Source organism: Nocardioides sp. 31GB23, from assembly GCF_040012395.1.
In the GTDB taxonomy this organism is placed as follows: Bacteria; Actinomycetota; Actinomycetes; order Propionibacteriales; family Nocardioidaceae; genus Nocardioides; species Nocardioides salarius.
Genome location: NZ_JBDYKJ010000089.1, coordinates 1 through 18,383, shown reverse-complemented (window position 1 = coordinate 18,383; position 18,383 = coordinate 1). Strand labels below are relative to the sequence as shown.

Annotated in this window: 21 protein-coding genes; 12 read left to right on the top strand and 9 right to left on the bottom strand. The window is 68.7% G+C overall.

The annotated features are described in order from the left end of the window. Positions 1-38 precede the first annotated feature (38 nt). From ABKW28_RS20640 to ABKW28_RS20625, 4 genes are all read right to left on the bottom strand, one after another. Positions 39-644, bottom strand: a complete 606-nt coding sequence (locus tag ABKW28_RS20640) for a HAMP domain-containing protein (protein ID WP_348612876.1) — start codon at positions 642-644, stop codon at positions 39-41. Positions 645-902: 258 nt separating this feature from the next. Continuing rightward, positions 903-1,535 (bottom strand): CueP family metal-binding protein, encoded by a 633-nt coding sequence (locus ABKW28_RS20635; protein WP_348612874.1) that lies wholly within the window; start codon positions 1,533-1,535, stop codon positions 903-905. A gap of 75 nt (positions 1,536-1,610) precedes the next feature. Further along, positions 1,611-2,300: a response regulator transcription factor gene (locus ABKW28_RS20630; RefSeq protein WP_348612872.1), complete on the bottom strand. Its 690-nt coding sequence runs from the start codon at positions 2,298-2,300 to the stop codon at positions 1,611-1,613. 31 nt (positions 2,301-2,331) lie between these two features. Beyond that, on the bottom strand, positions 2,332-4,863 hold the full coding sequence (locus tag ABKW28_RS20625; RefSeq protein WP_348612870.1) for a heavy metal translocating P-type ATPase: 2,532 nt from the start codon (positions 4,861-4,863) through the stop codon (positions 2,332-2,334). A gap of 115 nt (positions 4,864-4,978) precedes the next feature. Between ABKW28_RS20625 and ABKW28_RS20620 the strand changes: the two genes are divergently transcribed. From ABKW28_RS20620 to ABKW28_RS20610, 3 genes are all read left to right on the top strand, one after another. Next, complete coding sequence (locus tag ABKW28_RS20620; protein ID WP_348612868.1) at positions 4,979-5,134, top strand: hypothetical protein; 156 nt, start codon at positions 4,979-4,981, stop codon at positions 5,132-5,134. 3 nt (positions 5,135-5,137) lie between these two features. After that, positions 5,138-5,776, top strand: a complete 639-nt coding sequence (locus tag ABKW28_RS20615; protein ID WP_348612866.1) for a DUF305 domain-containing protein — start codon at positions 5,138-5,140, stop codon at positions 5,774-5,776. A gap of 332 nt (positions 5,777-6,108) precedes the next feature. Beyond that, complete coding sequence (locus ABKW28_RS20610; RefSeq protein WP_348612864.1) at positions 6,109-6,735, top strand: DUF3152 domain-containing protein; 627 nt, start codon at positions 6,109-6,111, stop codon at positions 6,733-6,735. Positions 6,736-6,862: 127 nt separating this feature from the next. On the opposite strand, the gene ABKW28_RS20605 is transcribed toward ABKW28_RS20610, so the two are convergent. The 4 genes from ABKW28_RS20605 to ABKW28_RS20590 form a co-directional block, all read right to left on the bottom strand. Beyond that, a complete protein-coding gene (locus ABKW28_RS20605) occupies positions 6,863-7,171 on the bottom strand; it encodes a metal-sensitive transcriptional regulator (protein WP_348612862.1) in 309 nt (102 codons plus the stop codon). Between the two features lie 139 nt (positions 7,172-7,310). Continuing rightward, a complete protein-coding gene (locus ABKW28_RS20600) occupies positions 7,311-8,519 on the bottom strand; it encodes an FAD-dependent oxidoreductase (protein ID WP_348612860.1) in 1,209 nt (402 codons plus the stop codon). A 348-nt stretch (positions 8,520-8,867) separates the two neighbouring features. Then, positions 8,868-9,167: a YHS domain-containing protein gene (locus tag ABKW28_RS20595; RefSeq protein ID WP_348612858.1), complete on the bottom strand. Its 300-nt coding sequence runs from the start codon at positions 9,165-9,167 to the stop codon at positions 8,868-8,870. Positions 9,168-9,278: 111 nt separating this feature from the next. Then, on the bottom strand, positions 9,279-9,488 hold the full coding sequence (locus ABKW28_RS20590; RefSeq protein WP_348612856.1) for a heavy-metal-associated domain-containing protein: 210 nt from the start codon (positions 9,486-9,488) through the stop codon (positions 9,279-9,281). A 162-nt stretch (positions 9,489-9,650) separates the two neighbouring features. On the opposite strand from ABKW28_RS20590, the gene ABKW28_RS20585 reads away from it, so the two are divergent. From ABKW28_RS20585 to ABKW28_RS20545, 9 genes are all read left to right on the top strand, one after another. Then, a complete protein-coding gene (locus ABKW28_RS20585; protein WP_348612854.1) occupies positions 9,651-10,154 on the top strand; it encodes a metalloregulator ArsR/SmtB family transcription factor in 504 nt (167 codons plus the stop codon). Positions 10,155-10,275: 121 nt separating this feature from the next. Next, on the top strand, positions 10,276-11,202 hold the full coding sequence (locus tag ABKW28_RS20580) for a cation diffusion facilitator family transporter (RefSeq protein WP_348612882.1): 927 nt from the start codon (positions 10,276-10,278) through the stop codon (positions 11,200-11,202). A gap of 574 nt (positions 11,203-11,776) precedes the next feature. Continuing rightward, positions 11,777-12,127 carry a metal-sensitive transcriptional regulator gene (locus ABKW28_RS20575; protein ID WP_348612852.1) on the top strand — a complete coding sequence of 117 codons (351 nt, stop codon included), beginning with the start codon at positions 11,777-11,779 and terminating at the stop codon, positions 12,125-12,127. A gap of 100 nt (positions 12,128-12,227) precedes the next feature. Beyond that, positions 12,228-12,569 carry a heavy metal-associated domain-containing protein gene (locus tag ABKW28_RS20570; RefSeq protein ID WP_348612850.1) on the top strand — a complete coding sequence of 114 codons (342 nt, stop codon included), beginning with the start codon at positions 12,228-12,230 and terminating at the stop codon, positions 12,567-12,569. Further along, entirely contained in the window at positions 12,566-13,621 is a 1,056-nt protein-coding gene (locus ABKW28_RS20565; RefSeq protein WP_348612848.1) for a hypothetical protein, read from the top strand. The genes ABKW28_RS20570 and ABKW28_RS20565 overlap by 4 nt, the downstream gene beginning before the upstream one ends. A gap of 237 nt (positions 13,622-13,858) precedes the next feature. Next, entirely contained in the window at positions 13,859-16,096 is a 2,238-nt protein-coding gene (locus ABKW28_RS20560) for a heavy metal translocating P-type ATPase (protein WP_348612880.1), read from the top strand. 287 nt (positions 16,097-16,383) lie between these two features. Further along, positions 16,384-16,911, top strand: coding sequence for a YbaK/EbsC family protein (locus tag ABKW28_RS20555; RefSeq protein WP_348612845.1), 528 nt, complete (start codon positions 16,384-16,386; stop codon positions 16,909-16,911). A gap of 198 nt (positions 16,912-17,109) precedes the next feature. Then, positions 17,110-17,415, top strand: coding sequence for a metal-sensitive transcriptional regulator (locus tag ABKW28_RS20550; RefSeq protein WP_348612878.1), 306 nt, complete (start codon positions 17,110-17,112; stop codon positions 17,413-17,415). 116 nt (positions 17,416-17,531) lie between these two features. Continuing rightward, positions 17,532-17,882: an NADH-quinone oxidoreductase subunit A gene (locus ABKW28_RS20545; protein ID WP_348612843.1), complete on the top strand. Its 351-nt coding sequence runs from the start codon at positions 17,532-17,534 to the stop codon at positions 17,880-17,882. A gap of 251 nt (positions 17,883-18,133) precedes the next feature. On the opposite strand, the gene ABKW28_RS20540 is transcribed toward ABKW28_RS20545, so the two are convergent. After that, positions 18,134-18,383: hypothetical protein (locus ABKW28_RS20540; protein ID WP_348612841.1), on the bottom strand; the 250-nt coding region annotated here is incomplete at its 5' end.

The window sequence follows — 18,383 nt, the reverse complement described above, 5'->3', positions numbered from 1 at the left end:
CCTCGCGCCCCGGCATCCTCACTCCGCGGCGCCGACGATCAACCCATCCCGGCCCGGTCCATCGGTGGATCCGGGCTTAGGGTGCGCTGGCTGGCCGTGTTCCAGGGAGTGACTCCGTCCTCGATGCCTTCGAGGTAGGCGGCCAGCGTCGCCACTGGCGTGCGGAGTTCGTGGGCCAGGTCTGACAGCAGCCGTCGACGGGTGTCCTCGGTGCTGGCGAGCTGGTCGGCCATGGAGTTGAAGGCATCTGCGAGGCGGTCGAACTCCGGTGTGGCGCGGTTGGGTGGCACCCGCGCCCCGTAGTCGCCCGAGGAGACGGCGGCGGCCGCCTGGGTGAGCTCGTGCAGGGGACGCTGGAGCCGGCGAGTGAGATACCAGCTGACCGCTATCGCCAAGATGGCCGCGATGGCGATGGCGATGCCCAGCGAGATTAGGTTCGCGATCTGCTGGGCTTCCTCCACGTGCCGCAGCTGTGCGGAGCCGGGATTGAGGCCCGCCCTGAGCATGTGCTCGTGGAAGAGGGGCGGACCGACGACCGCGGCGATGAGTCCGGCGGTGAGAATGGCGCCGATCAAGACGATGCTCTGGGCGAGGACAAGCCTGGTGCCCAGACCCCAGGTGCGGCGCAGATGGCCCCGGCTCAAGTGCTTGACCTGATGGAAAGGGTGCCTGGGCCGCCTGGGCCGGGCAGTTGAACGCGTTCCTGCGAATCTGCGCATCGTCGTGTCGACGTGGGCGTCCTCGGCGGGCGGTGCGCCGGAGAGCCGCGAGTGGTGAGCAGTCCAGCGCCCTTGAGTTCGTTCCCTCGTCACCGGACTCCTCCTTCTGCGCGCGGTCCTCTGCGTGGGCCGGGTGGGTCTGCGTGGGTCTGGGGGTGGGCCTGGGTGGATTGTCCGTGCGGTCTAGGTGAGCCGAAGAGTGGTGATGCACGTCAGGGCGTCAGCGCCCTGTGTCGAGATCGTCGCAGCGGCTCGTTTGCCCTTGGCTTCGACCGCGACGTTGGCCGAGATGTCGCGAGGAAGCCACAGGCCCACGAAGCCATTGTCGAAGGTCGTGAAGGTGTCGTCGAGGATGGTCTCTCCTGATGCATCGTCGGTGACGCTGACGGCCACCTCGGTGTTGCGGAGCTCGCCCTTACAGCCGGTGGGGCTGTGGTAGGTGCACTCGTGGGTCTGGGTCTCGTAGGGGGCGAAGGAGACGTAGACGAACTCGTCGGGAAGAGGTAGCTGGGCCTGGTGGTCGTGACTGTCGCTGAGCACCACCTCGTCGGCCCGCACCGAGACGTTGAGAGCCGCGGGTCGCTCCTGGAGGGGGAGCTGGTCGAGCCGATCAATGAGCTGCCTTGCGTCGAGGCCGTCCAGTCCGTGCTCGGCCAGCAGGTCGGCCGGCGCGGCATCCGCGGGTGAGCCTGCGTCCGCTGGCTGATCCTCTGGCTGAGCGCAGCCGGCGAGCACCCCGGCGAGCAACACCGCCGAGGAGGCCGCAGTGATCAGCCATGTTCGTGCGGGGCGCCAGGGGGAGGGCCGGCGGTTCATGGGTTCTCCTTGCATTTCGATCAATCGGTAGGGGCAGCGGGTAGGTGGGTCAGTGGGTTGTGTGTAGGCGGTGTGTCAGTGGTCGACGGTTGCGGTGAGGCGGTAGCCGATCCCGCGTACGGTCTCGATCCAGCGCGGCTCGGTGGGGTTGTCTCCCAGCTTGCGGCGCAGGTGGGCGATGTGGACGTCGACGATGTGCTCGTCGCCCACCCAGTCCGCGCCCCACACTGCGTCGACGAGCTGGCGTCGACTGAACACTCGCCGCGGCCCCTTGGTGAGGGCGGCAAGCAGGTCGAACTCGGTTCGGGTCAGGGCCACAAGGGTGTCGGACACCTTGGCTTCCCGAGCCTGGAGATCCACCGACAGACCGTCGTAGACCACCGGCCGCTCCCCGTCGGGTGCGACCAGGGTGCTGGCGCGCGGCCGGCGCAGCGCGGCCTGTACCCGGGCGACGAGCTCGCGGGGCGAGAACGGTTTGGTGATGTAGTCGTCGGCGCCGACCCCGAGCCCGATGAGCTTGTCGACCTCGTCGTCGCGGGCGGTCAGCATGATCACGTAGGCATCGGTCATGGCGCGGATCTGGCGGCAGACTTCGATGCCGTCCAGGCCGGGCAGGCCGAGGTCGAGCAGGATCAGGTCGGGGTCGAGCGTGCGGGTGAGCTCTACGGCGTCGGTGCCGGAGTGGGCCTGGGTCGCCGCGAACCCGGCTCGGCCCAGATAGTCGGCGACGAGTTGGGCGAGTGGTCGTTCGTCTTCGACAACCAAGACGGGCGGCCCAGCTGTGGCGGGCGCAGGATCAGTCAAGGCTTTGGGTGCGTAGGCGTAGGGCGTTGCTGATGACGCTCACCGATGAGAGAGCCATGGCGGCGGCCGCGATGATGGGGGAGAGCAGGAGCCCGGTGAAGGGGTAGAGGACGCCTGCGGCGATCGGGATGCCGGCGGCGTTGTAGACGAACGCGAACATCAGGTTTTGGCGGATGTTGCGCATGGTCATCGTCGAGAGCCGCCGGGCCTGGGCGATGCCTGTGAGGTCCCCGCCGAGGAGGGTGACGCCGGCGGACTCGATGGCGACATCGGTCCCGCCGCCCATCGCGATGCCGACGTCGGCGGCGGCGAGCGCGGGCGCGTCGTTGACACCGTCGCCGGCCATCGCCACGATCTTGCCTTCGGCCTTGAGGTGCTCGACGACCTCGGCCTTCCGGTCGGGGAGGACCTGCGCCTCGATCCGGTCGATTCCCAGCGCATCGGCGACGGCCTGGGCGGTGACCCGGTTGTCACCGGTGAGCATCACCACCTCGACGCCCTGGGACTTCAGGCTCGCCAACGCTTCGGCGGTGGTGGCCTTGACCGGATCGGCGATGGCCAGCGCCGCGGTGAGGGTGCCGTCGACGGCCATGAGGATGGCGGTGGCTCCAGTGGCGCGCAGCTCGTCGGCTTGGGCGGTCAGACCAGAGGGGTCGACGTTCTGGGTGGTGAGGAACTCGGCGCTGCCGAGCAGGACCTGCCGACCCTCGACCGTGCCGGCCACACCGCGGCCGACGGGGGAGTCGAAGTCGCTGACCTCAGGGATCGTGATGCCGCGGTCCTTCGCGGCCTCCACGATAGCCAGGGCCAGCGGGTGCTCGGACGCTCGCTCGACCCCGGCCGCGACCCGCAGCACCTCGGCGTCTGGCCAGGAATCTGTGGCGGTGACGATCTCGGTGACTGCAGGGCGGCCCTCGGTCAGGGTGCCGGTCTTGTCGACGACGACGGTGTCGACCTTCTCCATCCGCTCGAGTGCCTCGGCGTTCTTGATCAGGACACCGTTCTCGGCTCCGCGGCCGACCCCGACCTTGATGCTGATCGGGGTCGCGAGCCCGAGCGCGCACGGACAGGCGATGATCAGTACCGCCACGGCGGCGATCAAGGCGTGCGCGAACCGTGGATCGGGGCCAACGGCCGCCCAGACGATGAACGCCACCACGGCGATCGCGATGACGATCGGGACGAAGATGCCGGCGACCTTGTCGGCGGTGCGCTGGATCGGGGCCCGGGAGCGCTGTGCCTCGGCGACCAGGGACACGATCCGCGAGAGCATGGTGTCCTTGCCGACCCGATCGGCGCGGATGACCAGGGCACCGGTGGTGTTGAGGGTCCCGCCGATCACCGTGTCTCCGGTGGTCTTGGTGACCGGCATCGACTCGCCAGTCACCAAGGACTCGTCCAGTGTCGAGCGCCCTTCGGTGACTTCCCCGTCGACCGGGACCTTCTCGCCTGGACGCACCCGCAGACGGTCGCCGATCTGGACCTCGTCGAGGCCGATCTCCTCGTCGGTGCCGTCCTGGCGGATCCGCCGGGCCGTCTTGGGAGCAAGGTCGAGGAGCGCCTTGATCGCACCCCCGGTCTGCTCTCGTGCCCGCAGCTCCAGAACCTGACCGAGCAGCACCAAGACGGTGATCACAGCGGCAGCCTCGAAGTAGACGTCGACCGCGCCGACACTGCTCATGCCGTCGCCCATGTCGGTGGTCTCGCGGAAGGAGTCGGGGAAGATCCCCGGCGCCACCGTGGCGACCACGCTGTAGAGCCAAGCCACCCCGGTGCCCATGGCGATCAGGGTGAACATGTTCAGGTTCCGGGTGCGCACCGAGTTCCAACCCCGCACGAAGAACGGCCAACCGCCCCACAGCACGACCGGCGTGGCCAGTACGAGTTGGATCCAGTTCGAGGTCGACTGCTCGAACAGGTCATGGATGAAGTCGAACAGGTGGCCGCCCATCTCGAGCACGACGATCGGCAACGTCAGAACCGCGCCGATCCAGAAGCGGCGGGTCATGTCGACCAGCTCCGCGCTGGGACCGTCGTTGACCGAGATCGTGACCGGTTCCAGCGCCATGCCGCAGATCGGGCACGGGCCGGGCCCGGGACGCCGGATCTCCGGGTGCATCGGACAGGTCCACTCGGTCGCCTCCGACCCGCCGTCCGCAGCGCCAGCAGTCGCAACGCCGCCGGTCACGGGGTGGTGCGACCGATCGTCGTACGTACCGTGCCCGTCGTGCTGGTGCGCGTGCTGGTGCGCGTGCTGGTGGTCGTGGGTGGCGTGGTCGTGTGTGGCAGGCGAGGCGTGAGCGGCCGCGGCCTTCTCGGCGTACTCCTGAGGCGAGGCCTGGAAGGTCCGCTGGCAACGCTCGCTGCAGAAGTAGTACGTCGCACCGTCGAATTCGGCCGTGCGCGTTGCCGTGCCTGCCTGGAAGCTGGGGTCCAGCGTCATTCCGCAAACCGGGTCGATCGTGGCGACAGCGGGACGCTCAGGGGAGTGATGATCAGGCGCGCGACTGCTCATGCTTTCCATCTTGTCGACTGAGCGCAAGTAGGTCGAGCGTCCTGGGCTGGCGGGAGCTCAACCTTCGTCAAACCTTCATGGTTCGCCGGGTGGTACCACCAGGTTGGTCCTGCATCGTGTCGGCATGACCGACAGCGGCGACCCGGCCGTCTGGCTCGAAGTGGTGATCCTGCTCGGGCTGGGACTGGGGGTGTTGTGGCTGTTGGTCTTCCTTGCTGTGGACCGGGTGCTGGGGCGCTCGCGTACCGCAGATCTGCACAGTCGACGAAAGGCATCTTGAACCGTGGCACTGCCCTCTCTTGCGAAGAACCGACGGCGTCTCTCCTTCAAGAAGACCGCGGGTGCGGTGATCGTGCTGGTCGCCGCGGTCGTGTTGGCCGGGTGCTCCGATGACGGTGATGGGGGCATGGCGGGGATGGACCACTCCTCGCAGTCGCCGACCACGAGCGCCGAGACCGGTGCCGACTTCAACGACGCGGACGTCACCTTCGCCACCGAGATGATTCCTCACCACCGGCAGGCGGTCGAGATGGCCGAGCTGGCGGGAACGCGTGCGCAGTCGCAGGAGGTCAAGGATCTGGCCGCTGAGATCGAGGGAGCCCAGGGCCCCGAGATCGAGACGATGACCTCATGGCTGCAGGAATGGGGCCAGCCGGTGCCCGAGGACATGAGCGGCATGGACATGTCCGAAGACATGCCGGGCATGATGAGCATGGAGGACATGGAGGAGCTCGAGTCGCTTTCCGGCGCGGCGTTCGACAAGCAGTTCCTCACGATGATGATCGCCCACCATGAGGGCGCCATCGAGATGGCCAAGACCGAGCAGGCCGACGGACAGAACAGCGACGCCATCACCTTGGCGGAGCAGATCGAGGAAGCGCAGACCACCGAGATCACCACCATGAACGACCTGCTGGGCTAGAGCCTGAGAAGCCACCAGCCGCTGTTGCTGTGTCCGGCAAGCACCGAGCCCGACGAAGCCCGCCACCCGCCACCGGCGGTCGTCACCGTCGAGCACGACAGGTAGCAACTAGTCGCTCGGATCGCCGCTGGAGCCCTCGAGCGCGGGCGGTCGCTGGTGGGGCTGCAACCATCCTGGTCGTCGGGTCGCTGGTCGCCGCCGCCGTGACCACAGGGCGCTGGGGACCTGCCGGGGTGTCTGCAGACGATCCGCGGGCAGGGCGCACGGGATCCTCCGATCCGAGCCACCTCCCAGGACCGGCCACGGCACCCCCGACATCGTCGGTACCGCTCATGCCAGCCGCGTCCCCGTCAGTCACACTGCCGGCGGCAACGAGCGGTGGCCCGCCGAAGCCGGCGGGTGTCGTGGCCCCGACGCCACGGCAGCGGGTCCCGCCCCCAGTCCCCGAGATCGGGTCGGGCGTGTTCCGTACGGCGACCGGTCAGTCGCGGGGCGCGGGGGAGGGGCGGCTGGTGATCTACAGCGTCGAGATCGAGCAGGGACTTCCCTTGGCCCCGTCGGCGGCTGCGCGCGTGGTGGATCGGGTCCTGCAGCATCCACGCGGCTGGACCGGGGTCGAGCCGGTGCGGTTGCAGCGGGTCGCGACCGACCCTGACTTCCACATCCGCATCGCCACGCCGAGCACGACCGACCAGCTCTGCGCCCCGCTCGAGACGGGTGGCAGGCTCTCCTGCCGCAACGGCGAGGACGTCGTTCTCAACGCCTGGCGGTGGTTCAACGGAGCGGACGCCTACGACGGCGACCTGCCTGGCTACCGGACCTACCTGGTCAACCACGAGTTCGGGCATGCGCTCGGCAACGACCACGAGTCATGTGCCGCGGAGGGGAGTCCGGCATCTGTCATGGTCCAGCAGACCAAGGGACTCGACGGATGCACCGCCAACCCGTGGCCTACGTGAGGCTGGCCCTCCTCAAGCGGCGCTCCCTGTGGCGGTTGGAAGTGTCCTCGTGCCGCGTTGGTCTCGTCGCGCGTTGCCTGGGTGGCGGTGCCCGGGTGGGTGGCGGGTGGCGTTGGGGGCGTGAGGCTTAGGACCGGACCAGTCGGCTGATGGCGTCGGTGGCTTCCTTCAGCTTCTCGGCCGCGGCGTCCTCATCGCCGGACTGGGCGGCGTCGATGACGCAGTGCTTGATGTGGTCGTCGAGGAGCCCGATGGCGACGGCCTGCAGCGCTCGGGTCACCGCGCTTACTTGGGTCAAGATGTCGATGCAGTAGGCGTCCTCTTCGACCATCCGGGTGATCCCGCGCGCCTGCCCCTCGATGCGCTTGAGCCGGTTGAGGTACTTGACCTTGTCGGCGTCATACCCGTGCCGATGGTCGGCCTGTTCCTCGGACATGGGACTCCTTGCGTATGACCGGCAGCGTTGCACGCCAAGTTTACGGGGCGGGCCGGCGGCGCGGGCCGGGTGCGCCCATCTGGGAACCAGCTGGGACCGCGTTGACACTCGGGCTAGGACGTCGGGCTAGGACGTCGGGCTAGGAGGTTGGCTTGTGGAGCCTGCCGAGCCAGTCAGGAACGAGCGCGGCCGCGTCCAGTCCCGACACCCCTACCGGGATCCCCTCGATCTCGTGCACGACGACCAGCGGGTCGAGGCTCACCACCCGGTCCGCAGCCGGAGGGCCGGTGAGGCCGGCCGCGGTGAGCGAGGTGCCGTGGATCGTCGTGGCGTGCATCGTGGCAGGAAGGTAGGCGCCGGGGTCTTCGCCCAAGCCCAGGTCGTGAAGGACGGATCGGGCGGCGTGCTCGCCCTGCGCTGCCGAGTCGGCCCAGTGGTCGATGCGCCAATCGCCGATCAACGGGTGTCGATGCCGGGCGACGCCGCCGGCAGCGTAGACGCGTGGGGTGCCGGGGACTCTGAGCCGCGCGTCCACCTCGAGGCCGGAGGCCCAGGGCGCCGGCCCGGTGGGCACAGTCCCGTGAGCAACGACCATCAGGTCCGCGGCAATCCTCGAGCCGTCGTCCAAGGTCACGAGCACCTCGTCGGCGGCGCCCGATGTGCTGGCCTTCACCTCGCTGAGCGAACGCCCTGCCCGTAGGTCAAGCCGGCTGCGGTGCAGCTCCAGGATGCGTTGTGCCACCGCGGCGCCGAACGCGCCGGCCCCGGGCACGGCCGAGCGGGTCACCATGGTGACTTCGTGGCTGCGTGCTGCCAGCAGTGAGGCGGTCTCGCCGGCGAGGATCCCTCCGCCGAGGACCAGGATCCGGGACGGTCCTGCAGCCAGCGCGTCGCGTACTCGTACCCCGTCAGCCAGAGAGTGCAGCGTCGTGATGTTCTCGGGTTGCTGAGCCTGCGTGGCGCCGGGGACCTCGATCGGGAGCGCACGCGGCGCGCTGCCCGTCGCGATGAGGACAACATCCGCGTCGAGCGTGGCGCCGGAGGCCAAGACGACCGAGTGTCGGCTCTCCGCCCCCGCTGTCGTCGCACTCACTGCACTCACCGTGCTCACGGCGTGGGCGGTGTCGGTGATGAGCTCGACGCCCGGGAGCGGGAGAGCGATCTGTTCGGGTTGCAGCAGGTCGATGGCGATGCCCTTGTTGACCAGCATTCTGTTCGACGGTGTCTCGTCGGTCCGCGCGACCAGCGACACGGAAACGCCGGGCTGGGTGGCGAGGGTGCGGGCGGCGGCTGTCCCGGCCGCTCCTGCGCCGAGAACCACCACCCGACGCTGGGTGGGTTCGGTCATGGACTCTCCTAGGACGACACGAGTCAAAGAACCTCGGCCCGAGAAAACTCGGCCGAGAAACTGGGGCGATCGTTCACGACCCGACTTCGCGGGTGCGGCGGTGCCGCGAGCCGGCGAGGGGACGCAATAAGCAGACGATGGGTGGAGGCCGTGTTGAGGCCGTGTCACACGGTCGACGAGCTGGTCTGAGAGCTCGTCGACGAGGCGGCTTCGCGGAAGCCCCCACCCCTCGGGTCAGGCCGGCAGCTCCGGCCGACCTGTACCAAACCCCGCGCCGACCACCGGGCCATCCGACTCGCCTGGGTTGTTACCCCGGCCGGGTTGCGACATCGTGGCCGGCCGGGGTTGTTACGCCGCTGCGTACTTGGCGGGGTCCGCGTCGAAGAGCGGGCCGCAGGCCGCGCAGCAGAACCAGTACCGAGTCCCCTCGTAGTCGCGGAAGAGGCCCGCAGCCTCGGCGGTCGCCTTGACGACCGGGGTTCCCTCCATGACCGGGCATGTGGTCACCTGGTCCTGGGAGGTGGGTGCCGCCGTCGGGGTCTCGGCGTGTCCGCCGCAACAGCTGCTGGCAGCAGGCGCGGACGTGCCCTCGTCGGTGGTGGCGTCAGCGGTGGGAGCCTCGGCGGTGGAGGCGTGGTCGTTGCACATGGTGGTTGCTCCTCGATGTGATGGGTAGCTGGAGTCGACCAGGGCGCCACTGGCTCTGGTCTCGAGTCGCCGCGCGGCGACGTACTGTTGGCTGCTTCTGCTGGTGGCTGGTCAGATGCGGGCCGCGGTGTAGCCGGCCTCTTCGACGGCAGCCAGGACCTGGGCGTCGTCGATGTCGTCGCTGCCGCTCACGACGAGCTTGCCGGTCTGGGCGCTGACCTGGATGTCGTCGACGCCAGCGACCTCGCTGACCTCTTCGCGGACCGACATCTCGCAGTGGCCGCAGGTCATTCCGGTCACCTGGTACTCGAGCGTGCTCATCGTTGCTCCATCTCCTGAGGTTGGGCGCATACCCCTTGCGGGTATCTTTGATCGTCCTGAACGGTATACCCCTCTTGGGTATTGTTCAAAGTGACGTAGGCCGCACCTGCGCAGGGCTGCTCGTTGCTTGCGACCACGGCATTCGTGTGATTGCATATGCGCATGCACGAATATGACGGTGGGTCGCCGCCGGCGGCAGATGAGCTGGACCTTGCCGCTGAGGTCTTCCGGATGCTGGCAGACCCGACTCGGCTGGCCTTGCTGTGGCAGCTGCAGGCCGGTGAGCAGGCCGTCGGCGACCTCGTTGAGTCCCTCGCAAAGCCGCAGGCCGCGGTCTCGCAGCATCTGGCCAAACTGCGGATGGCACGCCTGGTCCAGACCCGGCGGCAGGGCAATCAGGTCTTCTATCGCCTGGCCAACGAGCACGTCAACCACCTGGTCGTGGACGGACTCTTCCATGCTGAGCAGCTATTGATTCCCGGACCGCCCGACCACCGTGGTACAGCCGTCACTCCCTCGCACCGCCCGGGTCCGGCGCAGGGCTCGGCGCAGGGTTCGGGGGAGAGGCCCGGCTCCCAGCGCAGCTCCCAGGGCGGCCAGCATGGCCGCCGGCGCCACCCCCCAGCACGTCACGAACCACCCGTCCCTGAGTCACAGGGCCAGTAGCGGGCTCGCAATCACGGGCTCGCAATCACGGGCTCGCAATCACGGGCTCGGGTCTTTGGGCCCGTGCGCTTGCCAGCACAGACCACCAGCACGACCGCTAGGGATCAGGAGCTCTACAGACATGGGCGCAGGACACGGACACGGACACAGCGACGGTCGCGGGGGTGTGGAGACCGCGAGCGGTCGTCACCGGACGAGGCTGATGATCAGCTTCGCCATGGTGGCCACCTTCTTCGTGGTCGAGCTCCTCGCCGGGATCGTCACCGGCTCGCTCGCGCTGGTCTCCGACGCCGGCCACATGGCCGCCGACGTGGTCGCACTCGGTGCCGCCTTGGTCGCCACCCGCATCGCCACCCGACCCGATTCCACCGGACGCCGCACCTACGGCTCCTACCGCGCCGAGGTCTTCGCCTCGGGCCTGGCGGTCCTGATCATGCTCGGCGTCTCGGTCTACGTCGTCGTCGAGGCCGTGGGGCGTGTCGGCGACGATGTCGAGATCCAGACAGGCCCCGTCCTTGTTGTGGGCGCGCTCGGCCTGCTCGTCAACCTGATCTCCATCGCCCTGCTCCGCGCCGGAGCTCAGGAGTCACTCAACCTGAAGGGTGCCTACCTGGAGGTGATGGCAGACACCGTCGGCAGCATCGGCGTGATCGCCGCCGCGATCCTGGTCTCGCTCACGGGGTCCTCGTGGTGGGACACCGTGGTGGCGCTTGCGATCGGGCTGTTCGTCGCTGTCCGCGCCCTCATGCTCGGCCGTCAGGTGCTCGCGGTCCTTGGTCAGCACGTACCCGAGGGCCTGGCCATCGAGGATGTCGCCACCGCGCTGCAACAGGTCCCCGGTGTCGCAGACGTTCACGACCTCCACGTGTGGGTGCTGACCTCCGGCATGAACGTGGCCACCGCGCATCTCGTGGTCGTCGAAGGGGCCGACCCCCAGCAGGTCCTCGCCCACGCCGGCACCCTTCTGCGGCGCGACCACGAGATCGAGCACGCCACCTTGCAGGTCGAAGCATCCAAGACCACCAGTTGCGCCGAGCTGGCCTGGTGACACCACCCCTGTAGCAGCGCCTGCAGTCGGCGCCCGTTGTCGGCGCCCGTTGTCGGCGCCCGTTGTCGGCGCCCGTCGTCAGCGCGATCGTGGCCGGGCCGGCATCCCCGGCTGCTTTGTGTTCGCGGTGGGCAACCTGCACGCTGCCAGTCAATCGGGCGGACGGCCGGATGCGATCCGTGCATGGAGCCCGGGTGGGGGCTCGTCATCGGCTTCGCTGGCGCTTCGTGCGAGATCGCCGAACGGCGAGTTTCGATGAGACCGGCCGTCCAGTTTCGTCCAGTTGCGTCCGGTCGTGTCCTTGGCCAACAGCCGTCGCTACCTCCTTCCTCTCATCCGCCTTCCCCTCATCCGGTCGCCGCACTGCGTGCGTCGCGGTGAGTCGCTGCCTGTCGAGTAACGACGCGTCGTAGGTGGCTATCCCGCTGAGCCGATGTGATGCCGAGTCAGATGCCGGCGCCGTGTACCCGGGAAGAGGTGAACCGCATCACAAGGCTTGTGTACCCGTAGGGGGTATGGGTAGTGTCTGCGGCATACCCCCCGATGGTATGGATGAGACGACAAGGAGTCCGCGATGACCGCAGTGCAGGCGAACGTAGAGGTGGCGGCGCCGCAGAGTGCTCACCAGGGCGCTCACGATGGTGCGCACGGGTACAGCTACCGCAAGGACGACTACCGCAAGCGGCTGCGGCGCATCGAGGGCCAGGTCAAGGGCATCGCCCGGATGGTCGAGGGCGACACCTACTGCATCGACATCTTGACCCAGGTCTCGGCGGTCAACAAGGCGCTGGAGGCTGTCGCCCTCGGGCTGCTCGAGGAGCACATGAACCACTGTGTGGTCGAGGCGGCTCGTCTCGGCGGCCGCGAGGGAGACGTCAAGCTCCGCGAAGCCGCCGACGCGATCGCCCGACTCGTCCGTAGCTGACCGGACCACATGCGGTCCCTAGCTGGCCGCGCAGCGTAGAACCCAGCCACCCATCACAACGGTCCACACGAATCGAAATCCCCAGGAGAGGCAGAGCATCATGACCGGCTGCTGCAGCACCAGCACCCCGCAGAGCATCCAGATCCAACGCGGCCCCGCGGCCGCCCACGCAGGTGCCCAGCCGAGCGCCCAGCCGAGCGCCCAGGCCGTCGATGGCGCCGTGGATACCTCCGTGGGCGAGGCGGACTCGAGCTACACCGTGATCGGTATGACGTGCGGCCACTGCGTCTCTTCGGTGACGCGCACGGTTGACGCGATCGAGGGCATCACTGACGTCCGCGTAGACCTGGCCAGCGGGTCGCTGACCTTCACCTCCGATGAGCCTGTCGCTCGCGACGCAGTTGACGCTGCGGTCCGCGAGGCCGGCTATCAGCTCGCATGAACGCCCCGACTCGCCTCGCCGCCTACGGCGCCGGCCTCGCGGTGCTGCTCACTGGTGGCTTCGTCCTGGGTGACCGCACCGACCTCGGGGCCGTGGAGGACGCCTCTGCGACCCACTCATCCGCACCGGGCGACGGCACTGGTGCCGACCACAGCGACATGAACGGAATGGGGGGCATGGATGAGGAGGAAGCCTCGGGTGCCACCTCTGCTGAGGTGCCCGGCGGGTTGCAGGTCGCCGAAGACGGCTACACCTTCGAGCTCCCCGCCACCGGCTATCGCGCCGGCACCCAGTCGGTGTCGTTCCGCATCCTCGGCCCCGACGGCACCGCAGTGACCGACTACGAGGAGTCCCACGAGAAGGAGCTGCACCTGATCGCGGTGCGACGAGACTTCGCGGACTTCCAGCACGTCCACCCCACGCTCGACTCGGCCACCGGCACGTGGAGCGTCGACCTGGACTTCGCGCCCGGGACCTGGCGGCTGTTCGCCGACTTCGTACCCGCCGGAGGCGAGGCGCTCACCTTGGGCAGCGACGTCCTGGTGGCCGGGAACCCCGGTGACCAGAAGCTCCCGCAGCCGGTCAAGACGGCAACCGTCGACGGCTACACCGTCACGGTCACCGGTGACCTCGCCGCCGGCGAGCACTCCATGCTCGACTTCGAGGTGACGAAGGACGGGCAGCCGGTCACTGACCTCGAGCCCTACCTCGGCGCCTACGGCCACCTGGTCGCGCTCCGCGAAGGTGACCTCGCCTACCTCCACGTCCACCCAGGCGGAGAGCCCGGCGACGGCGTCACCGAGCCGGGACCGATCGTCGAGTTCGTAGCCGAAGTGCCCAGCGCAGGTCGCTACCAGCTGTTCCTCGACTTCAAGGCAGACGGAGTCGTGCGCACCGCGGCGTTCACTCTCGACGCCTCCCGCTCCACCACGCCCACCGACCAGCCCGCCGACGAGTCCGCCGGTGGTGACTCCGACAGCGACTCCGACAGCGGTGCTGATGACGGGTCAAGTGATGGGGGAGAGGGGACAGGTGAGGAGCATGGCCACTAGGACGCGCCCCGACGACGGGCCGCGCACCAGTCACGCCGACACACACCCGGCGCCAACCAACCACCACACCGACCGCTACATCAACCGCTACACGAACCGCTACACGAACCGATGGGCATGAAGGAGGACCTGATGAGTGCGACCACCGATCCCGCCGCGACCGCGGCAACCACGGGCGACGTCAACAACATCGACGGGGTCCCTGCGGGGACCGATGTCGAGCTGCTGCTGACCGGCATGACCTGCGCCTCGTGCGCCAACCGCATCGAGCGCAAGCTCAACAAGATCGACGGGGTGACCGCGACCGTCAACTACGCCACCGAGAAGGCCAAGGTCACCTTCGCCAACAGCGTCACCACCGACGACCTGGTCGCAGCGGTCGAGTCCGCTGGCTACGGTGCCAAGCTGCCCAAGCCCCCGGCCGCCGCGGACGCATCCGGCGACGGCGGTCAGGGCGGATCTGGCAGTGACGCCGACGGCGAAAGCGACGCCGATCGTGCGCTGCGCACCCTGCGAGACCGGCTGATCGTCTCCGCGGTGCTCTCGGTGCCGGTGATCGCGATGGCGATGGTCCCGGCGCTGCAGTTCACCAACTGGCAGTGGCTCTCGCTGACGCTCGCTGCACCGGTGGTGATCTGGGGTGCGTGGCCGTTCCACAAGGCGGCCTGGGCCAACCTCAAGCACGGTGCCGCGACCATGGACACCCTGGTCTCGATGGGCACCTCGGCCGCGTTCGGCTGGTCGGTCTACGCCCTGTTCTGGGGCGACGCGGGCATGCCGGGCATGACCCACCCCTTCGAGCTGACCATCGAACGCACCAGCGGCACGATGAACATCTACCTCGAGGCCGCCGCTGGCATCATCACTTTCATCCTGCTCGGCCGCTACATCGAGCACCGCTCCAAACGCAACGCCGGCGCCGCCCTGCGCGCCCTGCTCGACATGGGCGCCCGCGACGTCGCCGTGCTCCGAGACGGTGTCGAGCAGCGGACCCCGGTGGCTCAGCTGGCCACAGGGGACCGGTTCGTGGTCCGCCCGGGCGAGAAGATCGCCACTGACGGTGTCGTCGTCGAGGGACGCTCGGCCGTCGACGCGTCCATGCTGACCGGGGAGTCCGTGCCCGTCGAGGTCAGTGTTGGGGACTCAGTCGTCGGCGCCACCGTCAACGCCGGCGGCCGGCTGGTGGTCGAGGCCACCCGCGTCGGTGCCGACACCCAGCTGGCCCAGATGGCCAAGCTCGTCGAGGACGCCCAGACCGGCAAGGCAGCCGTTCAGCGCCTGGCCGACCGGATCTCGGGGATCTTCGTGCCCGTTGTGATCGCGATCGCGGTCGGCACCTTCGGGTTCTGGCTCGGCAGTGACGCCGGCGTGGCCGGTGCGCTGACCGCGATGGTCGCGGTCCTGATCGTGGCCTGCCCCTGCGCGCTGGGCCTGGCCACGCCGACCGCACTCATGGTCGGCACCGGCCGCGGCGCCCAGCTCGGCATCCTGATCAAGGGCCCGGAGGTTCTCGAGCAGACCCGCAAGGTCGACACCGTCGTCCTGGACAAGACCGGCACCGTCACCACCGGCGAGATGACGCTCGCCGAGGTGCACGTCGCATCCGGCCAGGACTCCGCCGAGGTGCTCCGTCTGGCGGGGGCACTGGAGGACTCCTCCGAGCACCCGATCGCCCGCGCGATCGCCGACGCCGCCCGCGAGGCCGGCGAACTGGGCAAGGTCGAGGACTTCGGCAACGTCGAGGGGCTCGGTGTGCAGGGCATCGTCGATGGCCACGCGGTCCTCGTCGGCCGGCCGCAGCTGCTCGCCGAGTGGTCCCAGCACCTGCCCAGCGACCTGCAGGCCGAGTTCGACGGCGCCTCGGACCGCGGCCTGACCGCCGTGGCCGTGGGCTGGGACGGGCAGGCCCGCGCGGTGCTGGTGGTTGCCGACGAGGTCAAGGAGACCTCCGCCGAGGCCATCAGGGAGCTGCGTGAGCTCGGGCTGCGCCCGATCCTGCTCACCGGCGACAACACCCGCGTGGCCCGCACCGTGGCCGCCCAGGTGGGCATCGCCGAGGACGACGTCTTCGCCGAGGTGCTTCCCAGCGACAAGGTCGACGTGGTCAAGAAGCTCCAGGCCGAAGGCCGCGTCGTGGCCATGATCGGTGACGGCGTCAACGACGCCGCCGCCTTGGCCCAGGCCGACCTCGGTCTGGCGATGGGCACCGGCACCGACGTCGCCATCGAGGCCAGCGACCTGACCCTGGTCCGAGGGGACCTCCGGGTCGCCGTCGACGCCATCCGGCTCTCCCGCAGGACGCTGAGCATCATCAAGAGCAACCTGTTCTGGGCCTTCGGCTACAACACCGCGGCCATCCCGATCGCCGCCGCCGGCCTGCTGAACCCAATGCTCGCCGGCGCCGCGATGGCCTTCTCCTCGGTCTCGGTCGTCGGCAACAGCCTGCGGCTCAAGCGGTTCCGCAGCTCGCTGTGAACCAGCCGATCCGACCAGACGGCCCGAGGCGCGCGATGAGCCGGAGTCAGTGGGGCGCCGATGAGGCACCGATGAGGCAGAGCCAATGAGGCAGAGTCAATGAGGCAGAGCTGCTCGACCTGTTCCCCGCAGCACCCCGTGCTGCGGGGAACAGCCACGCACCCATCCCGGACGGCACCCCAAGTGGCGTCTCGGGTGGTGTCCCGGGCGGGCAGGTGGGCACTGGCGTGCCTGGCACGCTGTGCGATCGACGCCATTGCGGCACGGAACCCGGAAGGAGGCCACCGGTGACCCCCGGAAAGACACCCGGAAAGACACCCGGAAAGACACCCGGAAAGACACCCGGAAAGACACCCGGAGAGGCCCGCACCGCGGCAGCCCTCGCCGAGGCGGGCATCGACCACACAATCGTGCGCCACGGCCCGGTGACGTCGCTTGCCGAGGCCGCCGAAGCGCGAGGTGTCACCCCCGACCGGGTGATCAAGACCCTGGTCGTACGGCGCGGCGACGACGACTACCTGTTCGTCCTCGTACCCGGCGACCGGCAGATCGCCTGGCCCAAGCTCCGCGCGCTCCTCGGCGTCAAACGCCTCTCCATGCCCAACGCCGAGACCGCACGGGAGGTAACCGGGTACGAACGCGGCACCATCACGCCGTTCGGCTCACTCAACCCCTGGCCCGTCGTCGCCGATGCCAGGGTCGACGAGACCGTCTCCATCGGAGGGGGAGCTCACGGCGTGTCCGCAACCGTGGCCGCCGCAGACCTGATCCGGGTCCTCAACGCCGACATCGCTGATGTCACCGACCCGCTCTGAAGCAGTTCCACCGGCCACCAAACCGCGACAGGGGCAGCCGATGGCCTGGCCCAACCAGCGACAGTTAAATACACTAGGGGGGTATAGTTCGACGAGCCGATCCCCGGGGGTCACATCTGAGGGTCGAACCTCTGTCAATGCGGAAGGAGTTGTGTGGTGAGCGCTCCAAATGACGCCGCCGACGTTGGCACCGGCGAGATCGCCGACGTCCCCAGTTCGCCCGACCTCGGCTACATCCGTCGCAAAGAGGACTACTTGCGACGGCTTCGGCGCATCGAAGGACAAGCGCGCGGGCTGCAGCGAATGGTGGAGGACGACAAGTACTGCATCGACATCCTCACCCAGATCTCAGCGATGACCAAGGCCCTGCAATCGGTGGCCTTGGGGCTCCTCGACGATCACATGGGCCACTGCGTGACGCAGGCCGCGCAGGCGGGCGGAGACGAGGCGCGCTATCGCCTGCAGGAGGCCTCGGACGCGATCGCTCGTCTCGTTCGCTCCTGACCACGTTTATCAGACAACACGCACCCAAGACACGTACGAGGAGTGAGCGCGGGCTCCATTTGGCGCCCAGCGACACAAACTGTCCGGCGACACGAGCGGAATGAAAGGGGCACGACATGGACGACTACGTGGGCCTCGTCGCGGTACTCGCAGTGGGGCTCCTGGGGATCGCCGCTGTGTACGTCGGGGCGCGAGCTACCGCCGTGCATCCGGCGCCCGTCGTCGCACTGCCGTTCCAGTCCGGGCACCTTCCCCAGGAGCATGCGCTGTCGCGGTACCACGCTCGCTGGTACCCCATGACCTTGCTATTTCTCGCCTTCGACATCGAGATGCTGTTCATGTATCCCTGGGCCCTGGTGGTCCTCGAAGAGGGCCTAATGGCGGTCGTCGAGATGTTCCTGTTCCTGGGAATCCTTCTCGTCGGTGTCGCCTGGGTCTGGCGTGAAGGCGCACTGCGATGGGTCTAGCACACTTCCTGACGCGCCTCGCCACCAGCGCGCCGCACGTCCTGGTCGTCGAAGTCGGCGGCGACTGGCTCACTCGAGTCACCGTCGAGCAGGCAATCACCCGACGCGGATGGCCCAGCGTCCACTCGCCGGCCGACGCCGACGTCCTCGCCGTGTGCGGCCCGTCGGGTCTGTCGACGACGGTCGACGCCACGATTGATGCAGTGTGGGAGCAGATGCCAGGGCCCCGCGCGAGAGTTCAGGTACCCGACCTAGGACACCAAGCCGCCGAAGCCGCCTTGGACAGGGCAGTGGAGATCTTGCGCGACCTGGACGGGCAGGCCAGGGATGCACGGGCACGGCCTCACCAAACACCCAGCACGCCGGCCCCGCCCGATATGGAAGCCGGGCACGCCGGTCACGACGAGCACGCTGGCCACGACGAGCACGCCGGTCACGACGAGCACGCTGGCCACGACGAGCACGCCGGTCACGACGAGCACGCTGGCCACGACGAGCACG